This window comes from Paenibacillus sp. GCM10027628, from assembly GCF_042676385.1.
Lineage (GTDB): Bacteria > Bacillota > Bacilli > Paenibacillales > NBRC-103111 > Paenibacillus_E.
Genome location: NZ_JBHTHA010000003.1, coordinates 24,675 through 42,706, shown reverse-complemented (window position 1 = coordinate 42,706; position 18,032 = coordinate 24,675). Strand labels below are relative to the sequence as shown.

19 protein-coding genes are annotated in these 18,032 nt (G+C 44.9%); 7 read left to right on the top strand and 12 right to left on the bottom strand.

What is annotated here, in order from left to right:
* Positions 1–14: 14 nt before the first annotated feature.
* Both ACFQZT_RS07170 and ACFQZT_RS07165 read right to left on the bottom strand, forming a co-directional pair.
* The gene (locus ACFQZT_RS07170; RefSeq protein WP_379298102.1) at positions 15–737 is read right to left on the bottom strand and encodes an amino acid ABC transporter ATP-binding protein; all 723 of its coding nucleotides are present in this window, start codon (positions 735–737) and stop codon (positions 15–17) included.
* Positions 738–967: 230 nt separating this feature from the next.
* Complete coding sequence (locus ACFQZT_RS07165; RefSeq protein ID WP_379298100.1) at positions 968–2,182, bottom strand: substrate-binding domain-containing protein; 1,215 nt, start codon at positions 2,180–2,182, stop codon at positions 968–970.
* A gap of 175 nt (positions 2,183–2,357) precedes the next feature.
* Between ACFQZT_RS07165 and ACFQZT_RS07160 the strand changes: the two genes are divergently transcribed.
* Positions 2,358–3,389, top strand: a complete 1,032-nt coding sequence (locus ACFQZT_RS07160; RefSeq protein ID WP_379298098.1) for an NAD(P)-dependent oxidoreductase — start codon at positions 2,358–2,360, stop codon at positions 3,387–3,389.
* Positions 3,390–3,446: 57 nt separating this feature from the next.
* Here the strand turns inward: ACFQZT_RS07160 and kynB are convergent, their stop codons facing one another.
* The 4 genes from kynB to kynU are packed head-to-tail and all read right to left on the bottom strand — an operon-like array spanning position 3,447 to position 7,643.
* Complete coding sequence (kynB, locus tag ACFQZT_RS07155; RefSeq protein ID WP_379298096.1) at positions 3,447–4,070, bottom strand: arylformamidase; 624 nt, start codon at positions 4,068–4,070, stop codon at positions 3,447–3,449.
* A gap of 31 nt (positions 4,071–4,101) precedes the next feature.
* Positions 4,102–4,950 (bottom strand): tryptophan 2,3-dioxygenase, encoded by an 849-nt coding sequence (gene kynA / locus ACFQZT_RS07150; RefSeq protein ID WP_379298094.1) that lies wholly within the window; start codon positions 4,948–4,950, stop codon positions 4,102–4,104.
* Positions 4,943–6,337, bottom strand: a complete 1,395-nt coding sequence (locus ACFQZT_RS07145) for an amino acid permease (RefSeq protein WP_379298092.1) — start codon at positions 6,335–6,337, stop codon at positions 4,943–4,945. Before ACFQZT_RS07145 ends, kynA begins: the two co-directional genes overlap by 8 nt.
* Positions 6,338–6,368: 31 nt before the next feature.
* Positions 6,369–7,643: a kynureninase gene (gene kynU, locus ACFQZT_RS07140; RefSeq protein ID WP_379298348.1), complete on the bottom strand. Its 1,275-nt coding sequence runs from the start codon at positions 7,641–7,643 to the stop codon at positions 6,369–6,371.
* Between the two features lie 177 nt (positions 7,644–7,820).
* On the opposite strand from kynU, the gene ACFQZT_RS07135 reads away from it, so the two are divergent.
* Positions 7,821–8,435 (top strand): TetR/AcrR family transcriptional regulator, encoded by a 615-nt coding sequence (locus tag ACFQZT_RS07135; protein WP_379298090.1) that lies wholly within the window; start codon positions 7,821–7,823, stop codon positions 8,433–8,435.
* 122 nt (positions 8,436–8,557) lie between these two features.
* Here ACFQZT_RS07135 and ACFQZT_RS07130 read toward each other — a convergent pair whose 3' ends face one another.
* From ACFQZT_RS07130 to ACFQZT_RS07105, 6 genes are all read right to left on the bottom strand, one after another.
* On the bottom strand, positions 8,558–8,935 hold the full coding sequence (locus tag ACFQZT_RS07130) for a VOC family protein (protein ID WP_379298088.1): 378 nt from the start codon (positions 8,933–8,935) through the stop codon (positions 8,558–8,560).
* Between the two features lie 239 nt (positions 8,936–9,174).
* The gene (locus tag ACFQZT_RS07125; RefSeq protein WP_379298086.1) at positions 9,175–9,504 is read right to left on the bottom strand and encodes an ArsR/SmtB family transcription factor; all 330 of its coding nucleotides are present in this window, start codon (positions 9,502–9,504) and stop codon (positions 9,175–9,177) included.
* Between the two features lie 62 nt (positions 9,505–9,566).
* A complete protein-coding gene (locus ACFQZT_RS07120) occupies positions 9,567–10,004 on the bottom strand; it encodes a DoxX family protein (RefSeq protein ID WP_379298084.1) in 438 nt (145 codons plus the stop codon).
* A gap of 156 nt (positions 10,005–10,160) precedes the next feature.
* On the bottom strand, positions 10,161–11,387 hold the full coding sequence (locus ACFQZT_RS07115; RefSeq protein WP_379298082.1) for an MFS transporter: 1,227 nt from the start codon (positions 11,385–11,387) through the stop codon (positions 10,161–10,163).
* Positions 11,388–11,436: 49 nt separating this feature from the next.
* A complete protein-coding gene (locus tag ACFQZT_RS07110) occupies positions 11,437–12,462 on the bottom strand; it encodes an ROK family transcriptional regulator (RefSeq protein WP_379298080.1) in 1,026 nt (341 codons plus the stop codon).
* A 192-nt stretch (positions 12,463–12,654) separates the two neighbouring features.
* On the bottom strand, positions 12,655–13,542 hold the full coding sequence (locus ACFQZT_RS07105) for a LysR family transcriptional regulator (RefSeq protein ID WP_379298078.1): 888 nt from the start codon (positions 13,540–13,542) through the stop codon (positions 12,655–12,657).
* Positions 13,543–13,656: 114 nt separating this feature from the next.
* On the opposite strand from ACFQZT_RS07105, the gene ACFQZT_RS07100 reads away from it, so the two are divergent.
* The 5 genes from ACFQZT_RS07100 to ACFQZT_RS07080 all read left to right on the top strand — a co-directional run bounded on the left by ACFQZT_RS07100 (position 13,657) and on the right by ACFQZT_RS07080 (position 17,952).
* Positions 13,657–15,042 (top strand): MFS transporter, encoded by a 1,386-nt coding sequence (locus ACFQZT_RS07100; RefSeq protein ID WP_379298076.1) that lies wholly within the window; start codon positions 13,657–13,659, stop codon positions 15,040–15,042.
* Positions 15,043–15,067: 25 nt separating this feature from the next.
* Positions 15,068–16,009: a thioredoxin-disulfide reductase gene (trxB, locus tag ACFQZT_RS07095; RefSeq protein WP_379298074.1), complete on the top strand. Its 942-nt coding sequence runs from the start codon at positions 15,068–15,070 to the stop codon at positions 16,007–16,009.
* Positions 16,010–16,029: 20 nt separating this feature from the next.
* Positions 16,030–16,386 carry a bacillithiol system redox-active protein YtxJ gene (gene ytxJ, locus ACFQZT_RS07090; protein ID WP_379298072.1) on the top strand — a complete coding sequence of 119 codons (357 nt, stop codon included), beginning with the start codon at positions 16,030–16,032 and terminating at the stop codon, positions 16,384–16,386.
* Positions 16,386–17,225 carry a class I SAM-dependent methyltransferase gene (locus tag ACFQZT_RS07085; RefSeq protein ID WP_379298070.1) on the top strand — a complete coding sequence of 280 codons (840 nt, stop codon included), beginning with the start codon at positions 16,386–16,388 and terminating at the stop codon, positions 17,223–17,225. The genes ytxJ and ACFQZT_RS07085 overlap by 1 nt, the downstream gene beginning before the upstream one ends.
* Positions 17,226–17,457: 232 nt before the next feature.
* Complete coding sequence (locus tag ACFQZT_RS07080; RefSeq protein WP_379298068.1) at positions 17,458–17,952, top strand: DinB family protein; 495 nt, start codon at positions 17,458–17,460, stop codon at positions 17,950–17,952.
* Positions 17,953–18,032: the final 80 nt, after the last annotated feature.

The following is an 18,032-nucleotide window of genomic DNA, read 5'->3' as shown; positions in this document are numbered from 1 at the left end:
GCCTCCAATTTTGATTATAGTTGATTGCTTAAAAATTGCTGTGCTCTTTCCGTTGTCGGATTAACAAAAAATTGGTCAGGATGCGCGTCCTCCAATATCTTGCCATCGCTCATGAAAACAACCCGGTCTGCCACCTCGCGCGCAAAACCCATCTCATGCGTGACGACAATCATCGTCATTCCTTCACTAGCCAAACGTTTCATGACCTGCAGAACCTCTCCGACAAGCTCGGGATCCAGCGAGGAAGTCGGCTCATCGAATAGCATGATTTTCGGCGCCATCGCTAATGCCCTGGCAATCGCCACACGCTGTTTTTGCCCGCCCGATAACATGCCCGGGTACACATGCGCTTTATCCTTTAACCCCACCTTATCGAGTAGATCGTAAGCAATTTCGATCGCGTCTTTCTTCTTCATTTTCTTTACATGCACCGGGGCTTCAATAATATTCTCCAAAACCGTTTTATGGGGAAATAAATTAAAGTGTTGAAACACCATGCCTACCTCTTGCCGAATTTGATTCAAGTTGGTTTTATGAGGCTCGCATTGGTCTCCACGGATATAAATGGTCCCTTCATCATAGATCTCCAGGAAATTGAGGCATCTTAACAGCGTGCTCTTGCCTGAGCCGCTTGCGCCCAGTAAAACGACAACCTCCTTCTCTTGGACGGTTAAATCAATGCCCTTTAACACATTCACTGAACCGAATGATTTAACCAAGTTTTTGACTTTAATCATGGATCAACCTCCCAAGCCTTTTTGTAAAGCGCTTCCAAATAATGAACTCCCTCTTCTTATGACGCCATTCTTTATTTTATCAGCTTCCTACATAAATCTTATTACAGGGACAGGCATAAATCTATTCGCCACCGTATTGTAAAAAGTATCATGTTTTTTATACCCGGCGTATGAATCTCAATTAGTGGCTAATACATCTAGGCTGCGGGTTTTGAATTGTGAAAAGTACGCTACAAATCTACAATTCGATGTTTATTCTGCTTCCGAAACTGCCCTGGCCTGATCCCAGTCGCTCTCTTAAAGACCACGCTCATATATTCGGTATGCTTAAATCCGATGCGTTCGGCGATGACTGCCAAGGAAAGTTTTGTCTCGAGAAGCAGTTTTTTCACTAACTTTAGTTTTACATTTAGGATTTCATCGTGTGGTGTGCGACCTAATGCTTTCTGAAATCGGTTTTCTAATATGCGACGCGAAACTTTAAGTTGTTCGAGAATATCTTGAACTTGAATGTCGTCATAAACATGATTACGGATAAAACGTACTGCATCGGATACTATTTTGTCCTCTACAGCAAGAACATCCGTTGACAATCGGACCTGAATATTTATGGGTTCAACCAAATGCATTTGTCCACCGATTACTTCGCCTGACATCATACGCTCGAGTAACTCCGCTGCTTGGTAGCCTGTCTTGACTGCATTCGTTTTGATGCTGGATAAAGAGGGATTGGATAATTCGCACAAGAGCTCATCGTTATCCACGCCCAGGACAGCCACTTCATCTGGAACGGCAATCCGGGCAAGCCGACAAGCTTCGAGAAGCTGTTGACCGCAAATGTCATAGCACGCCATTATCCCTACCGGCTTAGGTAGGTCATACAACCATTGGACAAGCCTGTCTCTTTCTGTATTCCATGGTGTTTCATCTGATAAATTTGTAGAGGGTTCAAAAGTATGGCAATGATAACCTCTCTCCGCAAGATATGCGACCAAATAGGTACTTCGTAATTTAGACCAATGAAAACGAGCGTCCCCGTAAAATCCGATATGTTTAAAGCCTCGCTCGAGAAAATGCTCAGCAGCCATTTGGGCGATGGATTGATCATTGGTTTCTACACAAGGAAGGCTCGGAATCATTCTTGATGCACTAAGGTCTACTGTCGGAAGACCCGCGTCTTTAATAAAACGAGCGGTTTGCTCGTTTTCTATACGTGCGATAATGCCATCCCCCTGCCACTTACGCAGCCAAGTCAAATCGGTATTATTTCGGCTATATTCACTGAGAAATATCGACCATGGGCGGTTTTCACGCAAATAGACGTTTATCCCGCTAAGAAGTCCGCGAGCGTACCCATTCGAAGTTTCAATTAATAGAGCGACCTGCTTTTGCTGTGGAGTCGTTATGGTTAAACATTCGTTATATTCTGATGTGAATAAACTCATTAGCAAATCCCCCTTTTTCGCCTTCCCTATTCATACATTTTATATTATGCCATTTATTGGCGTGAATAACAGGTGAAAAAACTCATTTTCAAAAGTAAATAATCACATCGACTTCTTGGGTTATTTAGTCTAAAGTCAGGCTATAGACTTGAATGAACAAGGAGTGAATCCTATTATGAGAAGTGTTATTATCGTCCATCCTAGTTTCGATGCGACCTGGCCATGGACCGCGGACCACTTTCATACACTTTGGAAAGCCCAAGGATCAACTGATTTTATTCGATTGGCTCCTGATGAGTTAAAATCGCTTGGAGAGCTTGTTCACGAACCCGGCAGCGTTACCCGTTTGATTTCCTTAAATGTAGCTGTAACATCTGATGGCTTACGTGCTTTCAGCAGCTTAAAAGAAGCCGTTTTTACAACCAGCTCCTATGGGAGTCCATTAGCGGAAGAACAAATGGGTATATTGAAAGATGCAGGAGTGAAAGTGTACACTCATCCAAGCGAAGGTTACTGGGGACAATCTGTGTCCGAATTCGGTCTGGCGCTAACCCTATGTGGTTTACGTAGAATTCCTCAAACGCATCATGATATCATTACAAACTTGCAGCCTTGGAATTACGGACCTGAAAATGGTGTAGGCACTCCGGGAAAAAGAGGAGAACAGTTTGGCGACGATCCCAACTTTACGAATGGAACCGTTGAAGGAAAACGTGTCCGTATTGTGGGGGCAGGCAATATAGCTTCTCGTTATGCAAGCTTTGTCAGCATGCTTGGGGCAGACGTTGCAGCATGGGACCCCTTCGCTACTGAACCTTCCTTTCACCGCTCAGGAGCTAGAAAACAATGGCACTTAGATCAACTCATCCAAGATGCTGAGATTTTCGTACCCATGGTACCATTAACAGAGAAAACAAGAGGACTAATTACAGCGGAGCATATTCATTCACTGCCTAAAGGATGTTTAGTGGTGCTGGTAACGAGAGCAGATATTTGTGATATGCAGGCGATTCGAGAGCGCGTTCTTAAAGATGAGATTAGCCTTGCAGCGGATGTATTTGATATTGAGCCCTTACCATTGACAGATTCACTATTAGGAAGGCACAATGTCGTTCATACCCCACATAACGCTGGACGAACTGTGCAAGCAAATCAACGTTGGGCCGAGAAACTGGTCGAGCAGTTCCTCCCCATTTCACACTATTAATAAAAAATCAGTGCCCCTCCCATGTGATTACATGGAGAGAGGCACTTTTGGTATTAGTTATTTTCTTTTCAACACAGCACGTACCGGACTTCCATCCGCTTCAACAAGTGGCAGCGGAAGTGCTGCCAATTCATAATCTCCTGGTAAAACATCGTCTAAGACAAGCCCTTCCAAGATGTGAATTCCATGATTGGCAAGTTCATGATGGGCTAATAGTTCTTTGCTGTCCAATGGATCTACGGACGGCAAATCAAGACCAATAAGACGAACGCCGAGTTCTGAAAGATAAGTCGCTAATCCTGGTTGGATGTGAGGAATTGTTTGTGGAAACACACGACGATCCTTCCAAGCATCCGTACGAATTAAAAGACGGGTAACCCCTTTTAGATCTATTCCGGATATATCATTGACTCCGATACTTGCATGGTTTGGCAAATGGATGAGACGGGCACTTCCCATATATAAATCGAGGTCCAGTTCAATAACTTTCTTTCCCTCATTATCGAAATGAAAAGGGGCATCAATATGAGTACCGGTGTGTATACTCATGGTGATTTGGCCTACATTGACAGATCCGCTCTGTTCTTTACTCCAATTAACTTTGTATGAGAATGGTGTGTCCCCAGGCCAGACTGCGACCTTGTTGTCTAAAGGTTGCGAAATATCAATCCATGTCCCCAAGCATCTTGCCTCCGTTTCTTCCGATTTTATCTCACAGCTTTGTTCTTAGGTTCCACAGTTCCGGAAAGAAGTGTTGGTCCAGAGCTCTTTTTAAATAAGTAACGCCTGATGAGCCGCCTGTTCCTTGTTTATGACCAATAATTCTTTCCACTGTAGTCATGTGATTAAAACGCCATAATTGCTGCTGGCTTCCAATGTCCACAAGTTTCTCAGCCAACTCATATAAATCCCAATATTGATCGACATTGCGGTAAACGGTCAGCCATGCCTCTTCTACACTCGCATTTGGTTGATAGTTTTGCGACCAATCTCTATGAAGCGCTTCTTGATCAATCGGTAATCCACGCACCGCAAGAGCATTGATTGCCGCGTCATAAATACTTGGCTCGTGAAGAGACTGCTGCATAAGCTCATATAGATCGCTCTGATGTTGATAAACGGATAACGTATGGACATTCTTGTTTCCTAGCGCAAATTCAATCATGCGATTCTGATAAGATTGGAACCCGGAAGATTGGCCCAATTTATCCCTAAATTCCATGTATTCAGCCGGGGTCAACGTGGAGAGGACATTCCATGACTGAATCAATTGCTGCTGAATTCTCGAAACGCGCGACAACATTTTAAATGACGGTTCCAAATCGTTCTGACGAATACACTGCGTTGCTGCCTTAATCTCATGTAGAATAAGTTTCATCCACAGCTCACTCGCTTGATGGATAATGATAAAAAGCATCTCATCATGATGATCCGAACAGCGATGTTGACTAGATAAAATCTTATCAAGATGGAGATAATCCCCGTAAGACATCGCTTTTCGAAAATCTGTTTGAATTTCTTTCTCTAGTTCCATATTTATGTTTGGTTCGTTGTTATTCATCCTGTGACGCACCTCTCCTCTTTTTCCAAACGAAATAAGCAGCGGACAAAAGCAGTAACCATGGAATCCCGAATTGAAGCATAATCTTAAATCCTGTAAACCATGTTGAAATCATTAAACTAAGCAGAAGAACCGCTCCCAAAACTGTTAAATAGGGGAACCCAGGCATTCTCACCGGCAATTGACGCCCTCCCATTTTCGTCCATTTTCTTCTGAAAAATAAATGAGAAATGAACACCATAAACCAAGTGAATATAGCCCCGAACATGGAAATTCCCATCATCAATGAATAGGATGAATCCGGGAGTACCGCATTAATTGCCGCGGCAATAAATATCCCAAGTGTAGATACTGCAAGGGCACTGACAGGAACCCCTTTGTTATTCGTTTTCCCTAAGAAGGCAGGGGCATGCTTGCCGCGGGATAATGAAAACATCATGCGTGTTGAAGCATAAAGTTGACTGTTCATGGCCGATAAAGCAGCCATCAAAATAATAAAATTCATAATTCCAGATGCTCCTGGAATATTCAAGATTTCCATTACTTTTACGAATGGGCTTTTATCAATCCCCGCCGATTTCCATGGAACAATCATCAGCATGATGCCTATAGTCAAAACATAGAAAGTAGACAAACGGAATACCGTTGATCTCAACGCTTTAGGTACAGCTACATCGGGGTCTTTGGATTCCCCTGCTGTAACCGCTATCATCTCTGTTCCCAAAAAGCTGAATAAAGAAATAAAAATAGCAACCCACATGCCCCACCAGCCAAAAGGTAAAAACCCTCCGTCATTCACTAAGTTTTCAGGTCCGATATTAGAATGTCCTGAGGTTCCGAATAGAATATAAGATCCAAGAAGAATGAAACCAACAATTGCACTTATTTTGATCATAGAGAACCAATACTCAACTGTACCAAATATATGAACACTATTGGCATTTATATAAATGAGCAAAGCGGCAAACAATAAAATCCATATGATTTCCGGCACCGTCGGAAACCAATATTTCATATACACGGCTACTGCACTTACTTCAACTCCAATAGCAAGAACATTGGCTATCCAATACGAATAACGAACTAGAAAGCCCGCCATGGGATTGATGTATTTTTCAGAAATCGTTCCAAAGGATCCCGAAGTCGGATGAGCAACCGTCATTTCCGCTAAACATCCCATTAATAACAATACGATAAATGCACCTATTCCATAACTCAACAATACACTGGGACCTGCTGTTTTAATGGCTAGACCGCTGCCTAGGAACAATCCCGTCCCGATGGCACACCCCATGGCAATCATCGTAAGCTGGTTTGTTTTTAAATCACGCTTTAACCCATTGTCTGTTTCATGTCCATTATTCGATTGCGTATTGTTGTTTATCATGTTTCATCCCCTTTTTTCATCAAAAGGCTATCTATGCAACGATTTCACGTTCATTCGGGAATTTTTTATATTGTTCTTCCGCCATGATTTTTTTGAGAATCTGGATGACTTCCCAAACTTCTGCGTAGGAAGTATACAGCGCTACCGGAGCAAGACGGATGATGTTTGGCGCTCGAAAATCCGGAATCACGCCGTTATTTTTCAATGCTTTGCAAATGCGCGCAGCTTCCTCATGCTCAAGACTCACGTGACCTCCGCGGCGTACGTCTTCTCTGGGACTCCCAATGAAGAACCCAAAATCCGCTAACTCATGTTCAATTAAGTTCATTAAATATTGATTGATTTGAAGAGACTTTTGGCGAATATTCTCAATGCCTGCTTCAGCAAAAATTTCTAAAGATCCAATTAAAGGTGCAAGACTTAATACGTGGGGCGTGCCAATTTGATAGGCTCCCGCTGATTCGGCCGGTGTTAACGTATGTTCCATGTCGAATTGTTTATCTTTTCTCGAGCCAAACCATCCGGCCAATCCTGGGTTCGTTCCAAAATGCTTACGATTCACAAATAAACCGCCAACACCGCCAGGTCCGCCGTTTAAATGTTTGTAGTTGCACCAATACGCAAAGTCAACATCCCATTCGCTAAACGAATGCGGGATCGCCCCGATCGAATGACATCCGTCAAATCCGATTAAAATGCCTCGTCTATGAGCTTCCGCCGTTAATCGCTTCATGTCCAATATTTGACCGCTGCGGTACAGAACAGTAGGCAAGATGATTAAAGCGATGTCATCCGTCATAGCCTCGACAATATCATCTTCTTCTAGAAAACGGCCATCCCGGCTTTTCACACGGATGAGATGAGTATCCGGATCGTATCCATGCGTGCGAAGCTGGCTTTGAAGGGCATAAATATCTGATGGAAACGTTAGTTCATCTGCCAAAATTTTGGTGCGTGTCCCTTGGGGCTTATAAAAAGTAGCTACAAGCTGATGCAAATTAACGGTCGTGGAACCGGTTACAATAACTTCAGCGGGAGATGCTCCTATTAACGGTGCGCTCATCTCACCTAATTTCTCCGATAAGGTAAACCACGGATGTTTCCCTTGTGTCCATCCATCGATGCCTTGTTCTTTCCAATCGGCTAAAGATTCCAAGAGTGTGCGTTCAGCTCTTCTCGAAAGCAGCCCCAATGAATTCCCATCCATATAAATGGAATCAAGCTGTAAATAAAATTCTTCCCGAAACCGCGAAAGGTTATCCTCTTGGTCCAATTGTTTTGCGTAATCTAATGTAGGTTGGAACAAATTTGAAAGCACCGTATCAACCCCTTTTTTTATTAAAGTTACTCTTTCTAGGGACATCATATCAACGAATATGACATGATGTCAATATTATTGTTCAGACAATTCTATCTAAACAAATCTTTCATTTTCATAGAAATCCTTATATCCTAGAAGATAATTAATAGGGGAGGAATTGGAATGAAAACTGATAAAATAGGGGATAAACGACATTTGCGCTCAGCCGTAACACGTCAGAAGTTATTGGAAGCTGCAAAGGAAGTATTTCTGGAAGAAGGTTTTCAAAAAGCAACGATTTCTCAAATGATCAAAAAAGCAAACATCGGATACGGAACAGCCTATGTTCATTTTGAAGGTAAAGAAGATCTGCTTTGCGTGTTAATGGAGAATGTGATGGCGCAATTTTATGAAATTGCCGAGATCTCCTTCTTCCCCAAATCGAAAAACGAAGCAGAGCATATCATTAAAAAACAAACCTATGCTTTTTTAAAAATGGCAGAGGCCGAACGTAATATGATGCAAATCTTCGAGCAGGCCATCGGGGTATCCTCTGTTATTTCGGATAAGTGGAAAGCCATTCGTGAACAATTTATTCAGCGAATATCGATGGACATTGCCTATTCACAGCAAAATGGGCTAGCTAGAGCTCATTTAAACCATGAGATTGTAGCACGAGGTTGGTTTTTCACAAATGAAATGTATCTTTGGGAAATTGTTCGAAACGAACATCAGCGTTCTGTTGAAGAGATTGCTAATACAATCACATCTCTTTACACTACAGGTCTTTATCTCTAACGAAATGGTGGCTCGGCCAATTAAAGACCGGATGAAAATACTGCTGGGAATTTCAGTATTAACGCAGCAAAGGCTGCCGGGATAACCGGCAGCCTTCAGTTTTTTAAGGTTTCATTTTGTGATTACTTTTTTTCCATAACCGCAAAGTAATTTCCTTCATCATCCGCAAAGTTGAATACTCTCCCAGAAGGCATATTTACAAGTTCTCCGACTGTGATCTTCTTATCCTTAAAGTCTTTATATAAGCTATCGAGTTCTTCCGAGAAAAACAATAACGAAGGTGTATTGAGATTTAATTCAGGCTGCATTTTAGCAATCAATTCCTTATTGTGGAGCACAATACTTGTTTGTGCTTCGTTTGTTGGGGCAATTTCAATCCATCTCATATGTCCGTTATTTTCCTCAGCAACTAAGCTAAACCCTGCTTTTTCTGTCCAAAATTTCAATGACTCATCTTGGTCATTCACATATAACATAATTTGACCGACTTTATTAATCATTTATTACTCTCCATTTCTTCTAATTTTTACATTGTAAGCTTTTCCTTTATGCTGAGCTTTTTATACACGTTAAAATAAACCCATACCGCTTTCACCAGCAACAATGCACCGGTGATAAGAAATACATATTGACAGCCTTGGACGAGAAAGTAACGTCCTTGATTGCCGCAGTTCAATTATTGAATTTGATGACAATGCGCATTATCTCTTGTACTGAAAATCCAGGGATACTATTGAACTCATTCTTCTTCCTCCTCTAATAGTTGCTTCAAACGCAGCATATTCGTACTCCAAAACTTGTTGTAGTAGGCCACCCAATCTTGAATTTCTCTGAGTGGAGCGGCATTCAGCCTAAATCGCGTTTCCCTGCCAACTTTTTGGTCAATTACTAGTCCGGCCTCTTTAAGGATTGTCAAATGCTTGGAAACCGCTGTACGGCCCATTGGAAACTGTGCCGTTAATTCATGAAGCGGCATCTCCCCTGCCTCTGCTAAAAGGCGAATCAATCGATGCCTGGTTGGATCTGCAATCGCGTCAAACACATCCCGCAACTGGTTGTTCTCGCTCACAACACCCTCTCCTAATTTCATTCTCCGTATTAGAAAACTTTTGGTGTACGAAAGGGCCGTCGCTAATTTACCACCTCTTTGAGCGTACGGCGCTTCGGACGCAGCGCCCATGAAACGAGGGCGAGAATTGCAAAACTAAGGGGGCTGAATAGGTGGTACGCATAAGCCCCGTAATCACCCACGAATGCATGTGAGGCCGCTGCTCCCGTCATTCCGAAGAAAATACCGGCGTACGCCCATTCTTTGAGCCGTGGAAAGCCTGGCATGAGGATGGCGATCGTCCCAAGCACCTTCCAAACCCCAAGTATGGTCAGAAAGTACACTGGGTAACCCACTATTTCCACCGTCTCGAGTGTCCCCCATTGATGTGTTAGCTCCCCTATCCCTCCTGCGCCTACAACAAATGCAAGCAGTGCTGTTATAACCCAATAAGTGATAACTCTTCCTCTGAGCAGGGTTTGTGCCTTGGCGTTTGTTTCTGTACCGATTATCTTACCCATTTTATCCCCTCCTAATTGGACACCTTTTAGTGTCTTATTAGATATTATATGACACCATTCAGTGTCCAGTCAACAACACTTTAAGCTCCCTGACTACATAATAAAAAGAGCCTCAGCATGATAATGCCGAAGCTTAAATATAGCAAAGTAGCGGTTTTATAAATACACACCTTTAGATTCCGCTTGATTGTTCAAAATATGGTTTAGTTTCTCTGCACTCATCATCATCAATAAAATGAAAGCAAGCGCAATAAAAGGAAATAAGGCTATACTGGTTTGTGCAGCGAGCATTCCAAAGAGCGGAGGGAGAAATGTGGTGCCCGTATACGCGACTGCCATCTGATATCCCATTAGCTTTGCGGCATTTTCCCGTCCAAAGCGTGAAGGCGTTTCATGAAGTAGTCCGGGGTAGATAGGGGCAAGCCCAAGTCCTATAAGAATAAGTCCAACAAGAATAAACGAAGGGTCAGGGAGTAACAGCATTAACCCACCCGCAATGGCAATGATCTGACCGCATCGGATTAATACACGATTGGATACTTTCAAAGTAATAAATCCTGTAATAAGCCTTCCAATAGTTATTCCAGCATAGTATAAAGATATCCACCCGGCAGCTGTCTCCGCCGTCATATTGCTTGCACCTGTCAGATAGCTGGCTCCCCATAATCCTACCGTGGATTCAACCCCACAATAGAACAAAAAAGCGATAAGTGTATGTTTAACACCTTTTATTTGGAGCACGTTAGCCTTGGAACTACCTGTAGGTTGAATCAAGTCAGATCCGATTTGGTCTTGTGGAATCTTACTGTTTAGACGCTCAGCCTCCCTAAGCGCAGTGATACGTTTCCATAAGGGGAGCGAGACAAACAAAATAATCGCAAGTGCGAACTGTATCATTGATACCGCTGTATAACCGTCTCTCCATGAGTTATGTTCAGCAATAAAAAAAGACATAATAATTGGTCCCATAGTTGCCCCTACACCCCAAAAACAGTGCAGCCAGTTCATGTGATGGGCCTTATAATTTTCAGCTACATAATGATTTAGTGCCGAATCAATGGCACCTCCGCCTAGACCAAGAGGAACGGCCAAAAAGACAAGCCAGATCATCGAGGGTGCCATTGAGAATCCAAGCAACGCCCCTGCAGTAAGGCAACAACTGATCAGAGTAATTTTACCTGTCCCCACTCGCTTAACCAAGCTCCCGCTTCCTAGACTGGATACAATAGTTCCTCCAGCCACAATCATGGACAAGATTCCCGCGAAGCCAAATGAAGCACCCATGTCGGGCCGTATCACAGGCCATGCCGATCCAAGCAGAGAATCTGGAATTCCTAGGCTAATAAATGCCAGATAGATAATAACTAAAAACATGGTAGCCATAATGCACTCCTTCTAGAGAGGATTATTATTGTTTGCATAAGTCTAATTTCTAGCAACAATCCGTAATCATCAGATTAAGCGCTAAATGCTGCAAGCCGGTCAAATAATCCTGTCTCCAATTGCTCATTATGAGCATTGGCAAATGTTCTTGCGGGATATAAACCGAACTTCTAGCTGCGATCCTAGCCAAAAGCGCTTCGTCTACTTCATCATCGGAAAAAACGAGTGCCCGAGGGTTGACGATGGCTGCGAATGTGGCGATTAAACGGGCGACGGCATCAATCTGGCTGTCTCTAGCCAATACAATCCGACGATTGCCTTCTTCCATCTGCAGCGCTTGCAGGAAAGATTGATTATCGTACTGAGGTACGAAAGAAATCTCACCCGAGAAAAACGTGCTACCTCGCACGACATCGCCATTGATCATAATTCCAGAACCCGGCCCGTTCTGACCAAAATACAGATAAACCAGCGATTCATTCTCAATTTCGAAGTTTGACGCATATCCAAGTACCGATGCATTCATATCATTTTCGACCACGACCGGTATTTGGAATCGGGATTCAAATTCCCTTTTCAAATCATAGTCCAGGAATTGCTGATATGGTGGGATAAAGATGATTTTCCCATTGTTAACGGCTCCAGGCACTCCGATAGCGATGGAGCGAAGCCGTGGATATTTCTCGATGAGCGTTTCAATAAGGTCCGCCAGTAGCTGCGCATCTTGCTGTAATACGCTTGGCATTGTTCCCTGCTCTTTGACCTCCCCAATACAGTTAAATATCGAATAATTTGTCTCGCTCTTCTCGATAAAAATGGCTAATCCCAACATGTATTCCGGATCATAGGTATACCGCTTTGCCCTCCTACCTCCACTGGAAACATCATCGCCTGTATAGCTGATTTCTCCGTCCTTCTCCATCTTGGCCATAAACTTGCTAATCGTCGGAAAGCTTATCCCCAATCGCTGACTGAGCTCCGCTTTCGTGGCGCTTCCCATCATGATGAGTCCCGCGCGGATGCGATAAATTAACGGTTCCTTTATCTCTTTCGGCGTTTTAAACACATTTGTCATGTAGATCAAAGCCTTTCATCAAAATAGTGATGACACTTATTAAATCATTTTAATAAGTATAGATCATCTTAGCAGAAGTTGCATGTAAGGGCAATAAATTATTAGCTTCAAAATACACTCAAACTTTATGAAGTAGTATGACAGACAGTTGTCATACTACTTTTTTTATACCCAATTAGAGGTACAGCATGCTTAAATTGACTGTTTGGATATCGTCTGAAAATATTCTATAACGACTTCACGGAATTCCAAAGCCGCCCGTGAAATGTACCGATTCTTGTTCCATAATAATGCGATCTCCCGTGCCAATTCGTGATTCTCTACTTGGAGATATTGGATATGTTCCCTCGAATTCCTTGCCGTGCTTGGTATGAAGGCTATTCCAATTTCGGCTTCTACAAGATCACTTAGCCTTGCAGGTTCATCACCCTCATACACATACTTAGGTACAAAGCCAACCGCTTGGCATAAAGAGTCCACGAAGTCACGAGCACCGTAGCCTTTCTTTACACCGACAAACCATTCATTTCTTAGTTCTATCAAAGATACGCTGCTTCGGTTTGCCAGTCGATGCCGCTTTGGAACCGCTACGAGGATTGGGTCAATGAACACGATTTGACATTCAATGTCATCCTCTTGTATAGGAGGTGAAGATAAGCAAAAATCGACCTCTCCTCTATGAAGAAGCGTAACCATTTTTTGCGTGCTAAGCATTTGCACATGAAATTGGATATTAGGCCGCTTTTTCCGAAACTCCCGGAGGATATTTGGTAACGTACTTGCGGTGGTCACCGCTAGCTCGAGTGTGCCCTGTTCCGGGCTGGACAAATCACTAATCTCCTGCTTCCCCTGCTCCAATTCAAACAATGCCCTTTCCGCTCGGCGAAGGAATCTGCTTCCGAACTCATTCAGTCGCAGCTTCCTCCCTGTTCGATCGAATAGAGGGACCCCTAGATCCTCCTCCAGACGCTGAATCGTTTTGCTTAGCGACGATTGAGTAACGTGCAGACTTTGTGCAGCTTCGGTCACATGTTCCAATCGAGCTACCGCGAGAAAATATTGCAGTTGAAGAAGTTCCATTTCGCACCCTCCATTCATTCCCTCAAATCAATGAAATCATAACATAAAATGCGTTGGAATAAATAATTGATTTCAAGTAAGATGACATCAATAAACTTTAGGGGGAACTCAAAAATGAATGCTCGCAGTTGGTGGTTGATGATTTCCGTTGGACTTGGGATGCTGCTCAACCCATTAAATTCTTCGATGGTTGCTGTTGCTATTCCCAGGCTGCAAAATGCGTTCCAACTTGACTTTACCGTAATTTCCTGGATTATTTTCACCTTCTACATTGCAAGTGCGATCTCTAACCCTGTCGTGGGAAAGGCCAGCGATTTATTCGGTCGCAAGAAGATATTTCTTGCCGGGCTTGTTGTAGCCTTCGTTGCCTCAGTATTAGCCCCACTATCGCCAAACTTTGGTTGGCTCATCGTATTCCGCATTGTGCAATCCATCGGAACAAGCATGATGATTTCAGTTGGAATGGCAATTATTCGAATTCATATTACGGAGAAACAAGCGACTGCGCTGTCCGTTTTGTCCATATTCCTATCAGGAGCGGCAGCAATTGGACCTTTTATTGGTGGGGTCTTGATTCACTGGTGGGATTGGCATGCTATCTTTTTCGTCAATATTCCTTTCGTGGTAACTAGCTTTCTACTAGCTTGGAGGACAATTCCCAAGGACGAACCGCCAACATCCGCCCAACGGGGCATGTCCTTTCGTAAATGGTTGGATTTGATTGATGTTTCAGGGATCCTGCTCTTCACTGTGGGTCTGGTTGCCCTGCTCGTTGGATTACTTTCAGCAAAATCATCCGGACATGTCTCATTTTGGTACATCGTTGTCGGGTTACTAGGCCTCGTGACACTGGGGACTTTCATACGACATGAGTTAAAAGCGACGTCACCCTTTATTCCTTTGCGCACATTCGCCAAATATCCTGCGATGACTTGGGTCAATGTCGAATTCATACTCGTTAACGTACTTTATTACTCGCTCTTTTTCGGGCTTCCGTCCTACTTGCAAATGGTACGTCATATCAGTGAGTTCCATACAGGGATTCTCATGCTAACCTTAGGCTTATGCTCGCTCGTTGCTTCTCCAATGGCAGGACGATGGATCGATAAATCAGGGCCTCGACCAGCATTGCTAGTATCCGGAATCCTGATGACACTTGGGGCAGTATGGATCGTGACATTGAATCAAACTTCACCGGTTATCAGCGTATGTTTGGCGTTAGCTGCATTCGGTATTAGCAACGGGTTCAATAATGTCGGTATGCAAGCGGCCTTGTTTCAAAGTTCTCCAAAAGAAATAATCGGTGTAGCATCCGGATTGTTTTTGACATCGAGATACCTGGGGACCATTCTCTCTTCATTGCTCATAGGCATTGTAATGGGAGGTAAGTTTAGCTTCGGGGGATTTCGAATACTTGGGATTATCCTCACGGTCATTGCATTGTCCTTGGTATTCATGAGCCGGAGGCGCCGGGAGTCAGGGCAATTGCAAGAGTCGTAGGTTAAAAAATTAAGGAGGAAGCACAATGAAGACATACAAATCCATCGTAATCGGCACGGGGCCAGCCGGACTGACGGCTGCCATTTACTTGGCGCGCGCGAATCTGGAGCCGCTCGTTATCGAAGGGCCGGAACCGGGCGGGCAACTGACGACAACAACCGACGTAGAGAATTTTCCCGGGTTTCCGGAAGGCATCATGGGCCCGGAACTGATGGATAATATGAGAAAGCAGGCCGAGCGTTTCGGCACCGAATTCCGCACCGGCTGGGTCAACTCCGTTGACCTGTCGCAGCGTCCGTTCAAGCTGATCGTAGAAGGCATCGGCGAATTGACGGCGGAAACGCTGATCATTTCGACTGGCGCTTCGGCCAAATATATGGGCATCCCGCACGAGAAGGAAAACCTCGGACGCGGCGTCAGCGCTTGCGCGACATGCGACGGCTTCTTCTTCCGGAACAAGAGGATCATTGTAGTTGGCGGCGGCGACTCCGCGATGGAAGAAGCGAATTTCCTGACGCGTTTTGGCTCCGAAGTGCGCCTTGTGCATCGCAGGGGCGAGCTGCGTGCCTCCAAGATCATGCAAAATCGTGTCCGTGCCAACGAAAAAATCAAATGGAGTCTTAACAAAACTCCGCTTGAAGTCGTTGCCGGCAATATTGGCGTAACCGGCCTGAAAGTCAAGGATAACGCAACGGGCGTCGAAGAAATTCTCGAAACCGACGGCATTTTCGTTGCGATCGGCCATAAGCCGAACACCGATTTCCTCGGCGGACAGCTCGAAACCGACGAGCTCGGCTACCTGATCGTTAAACCGGGTACGTCCGAGACGAGCATTCCTGGTGTATTCGCTTGCGGTGACGTGCAGGATCGCAAATACCGTCAGGCGATTACCGCAGCGGGCAGCGGCTGTATGGCGGCGCTCGATTGCGAGAAATATCTTGAAGCCGTGGAGCCTATTCACGCTTAATTGAGAGGAGATTGATTTAAATGGATTGGAAAGAAATTGAAACCATCGAAGAGTGGAAATCCGTATTGGAACGTTCCGCCGAACGCGGACAAGTGGTGCTGAAACATAGCACGGCTTGCCCGGTTAGTGCCAATGCACTGAAAGAATATAATCATTATTTGCAAGACACTCCAAATTGTGATGTCGATTACATACTCGTGAAGGTAATCGAATCTCGTCCTGTCTCGAACCAAATCGCCGAAGATCTTGGCGTCAATCACCAATCACCGCAAGTCATCTACGTCACAAATAAAGAGAAGTACTGGACCGCCTCGCATTGGGCGATCACGATCGAGCATATGACGGCGGTACTGAACTACGGAAAGGTTCGGCAATAATGACAACAGTCAACATTAAGGATTGCTCCGCGTGGGATCAAGCCTGGCAACAAACGCAAAAGCTGCACGGGGACCAAGCGATCTCCATGTGGGACACTCGAGCGCAATCTTTTGCCGGGAATGCACTCGGAAACGCGGGTAAAAGACGGACGGAGCATGTCATTGGGTGGCTGGAGCAGCTCGGCGTAAGTTTTGAGGGCGCCACGGTACTGGACATCGGTTCCGGTCCGGGAGCTTTTACCATTCCATTTGCCCTGCGTTCCGCACAGGTGACGGCTCTTGAACCGTCTTCCTCCATGATCGGATTGCTGCAGCAGCATGCGCAAAGTCACGGCGTTGCCATCGAGGTCATCGAGGCATTATGGGAAGACATCAATGTCGATCACGAAGGCTGGAACCAAGCATTTGATCTTGTATTCGCCTCCATGTGCCCAGCCATAAGCAGCTGGCAATATCTCGAAAAAGCGTTGCAGTGCGCCCGAAAGTATTGCTTTCTGAGCACATTTGCCGGAAAACGAGAGCACAACCTCATCCGCCAGTTGTGGCCGCTCTTGATCGGCGGGGAACAGCCAGCCATGCGTTTGGATATCGTCTACATGTTGAATCTCCTCTATGCCCGTCAATATCAATTCGACTTTCGCGTGTTCGAAGAAAAGCGGGAGGATACGATGGCGCCTGAGCAGGCGCTAGAATACATCATGCAATTGCTGCCCGGTTTTCGTATCCCTATTCAAGCCGACACGAAACAAAAGGTACAAAGCTATATAACCGCAACGTATCCGAATACGGTGCCAATTCGGACGGCGACACGCTTTGGCCATATTCTTGTGTCTTTATAGACGGGTATGATTCAGATTGAAATCCGTTAAGATCATCGCTCTGTTTTTGTGCTTTATTTTGCTGCTATCGGCTTGTCCATAGTATTCATGAGCCGAAGGCAAGGGAATCAGGGCAATTGCAAGAGTCGTAGGTTCATATAAATCGCCAGAAAAATCATAGTCGGTTAACCAGAGAGATTTCCACTCAACTGGAATTTATAGTATGCTAAACCATATGGGAGGAGATGAATTTATGGTCAAACAACTGATTATTGGCGACGCAACGCATGAACTGGCCACTACGCGCCGCATTCTGGAACGCTTGCCCGAGGAGCATATGTCGTGGAAGCCGCACGAGAAATCGATGACGCTTGGCGGTCTGGCCACGCACCTGATCAACCTGCTGAACTGGCAAATCGCGATCTTTCAACACCCGGAGTTCGATCTTTCGACCGTGCCCCTGCGGCGGGAGTCCTTGGAAAAACGCGCTGACGTTCTGGAAGAGTTCGACGCGAACGTCGGCAAGCTTGAAAAGTTGCTCGCTGAATGCGACGAGAAAACGCTCGGCGAGGAATGGACGCTGCGTCACGGCGACCATATCATCCTCCGCGAGCCGCGGGCGATCGCGCTCCGCACCTTCGGATTAAGCCACATGGTCCACCACCGGGCGCAGCTAGGGGTATATTTGCGGCTTCTCGATACTCCGGTGCCGGGCATCTACGGTCCCTCTGCCGACGAGAAAGCCTAATGAACTAAGTTTCTCGATCCGATGCACGCCAAACAGTCGCAGGGCACCGGCATGACCGCCGGTACTCTGCGACTGTTTTC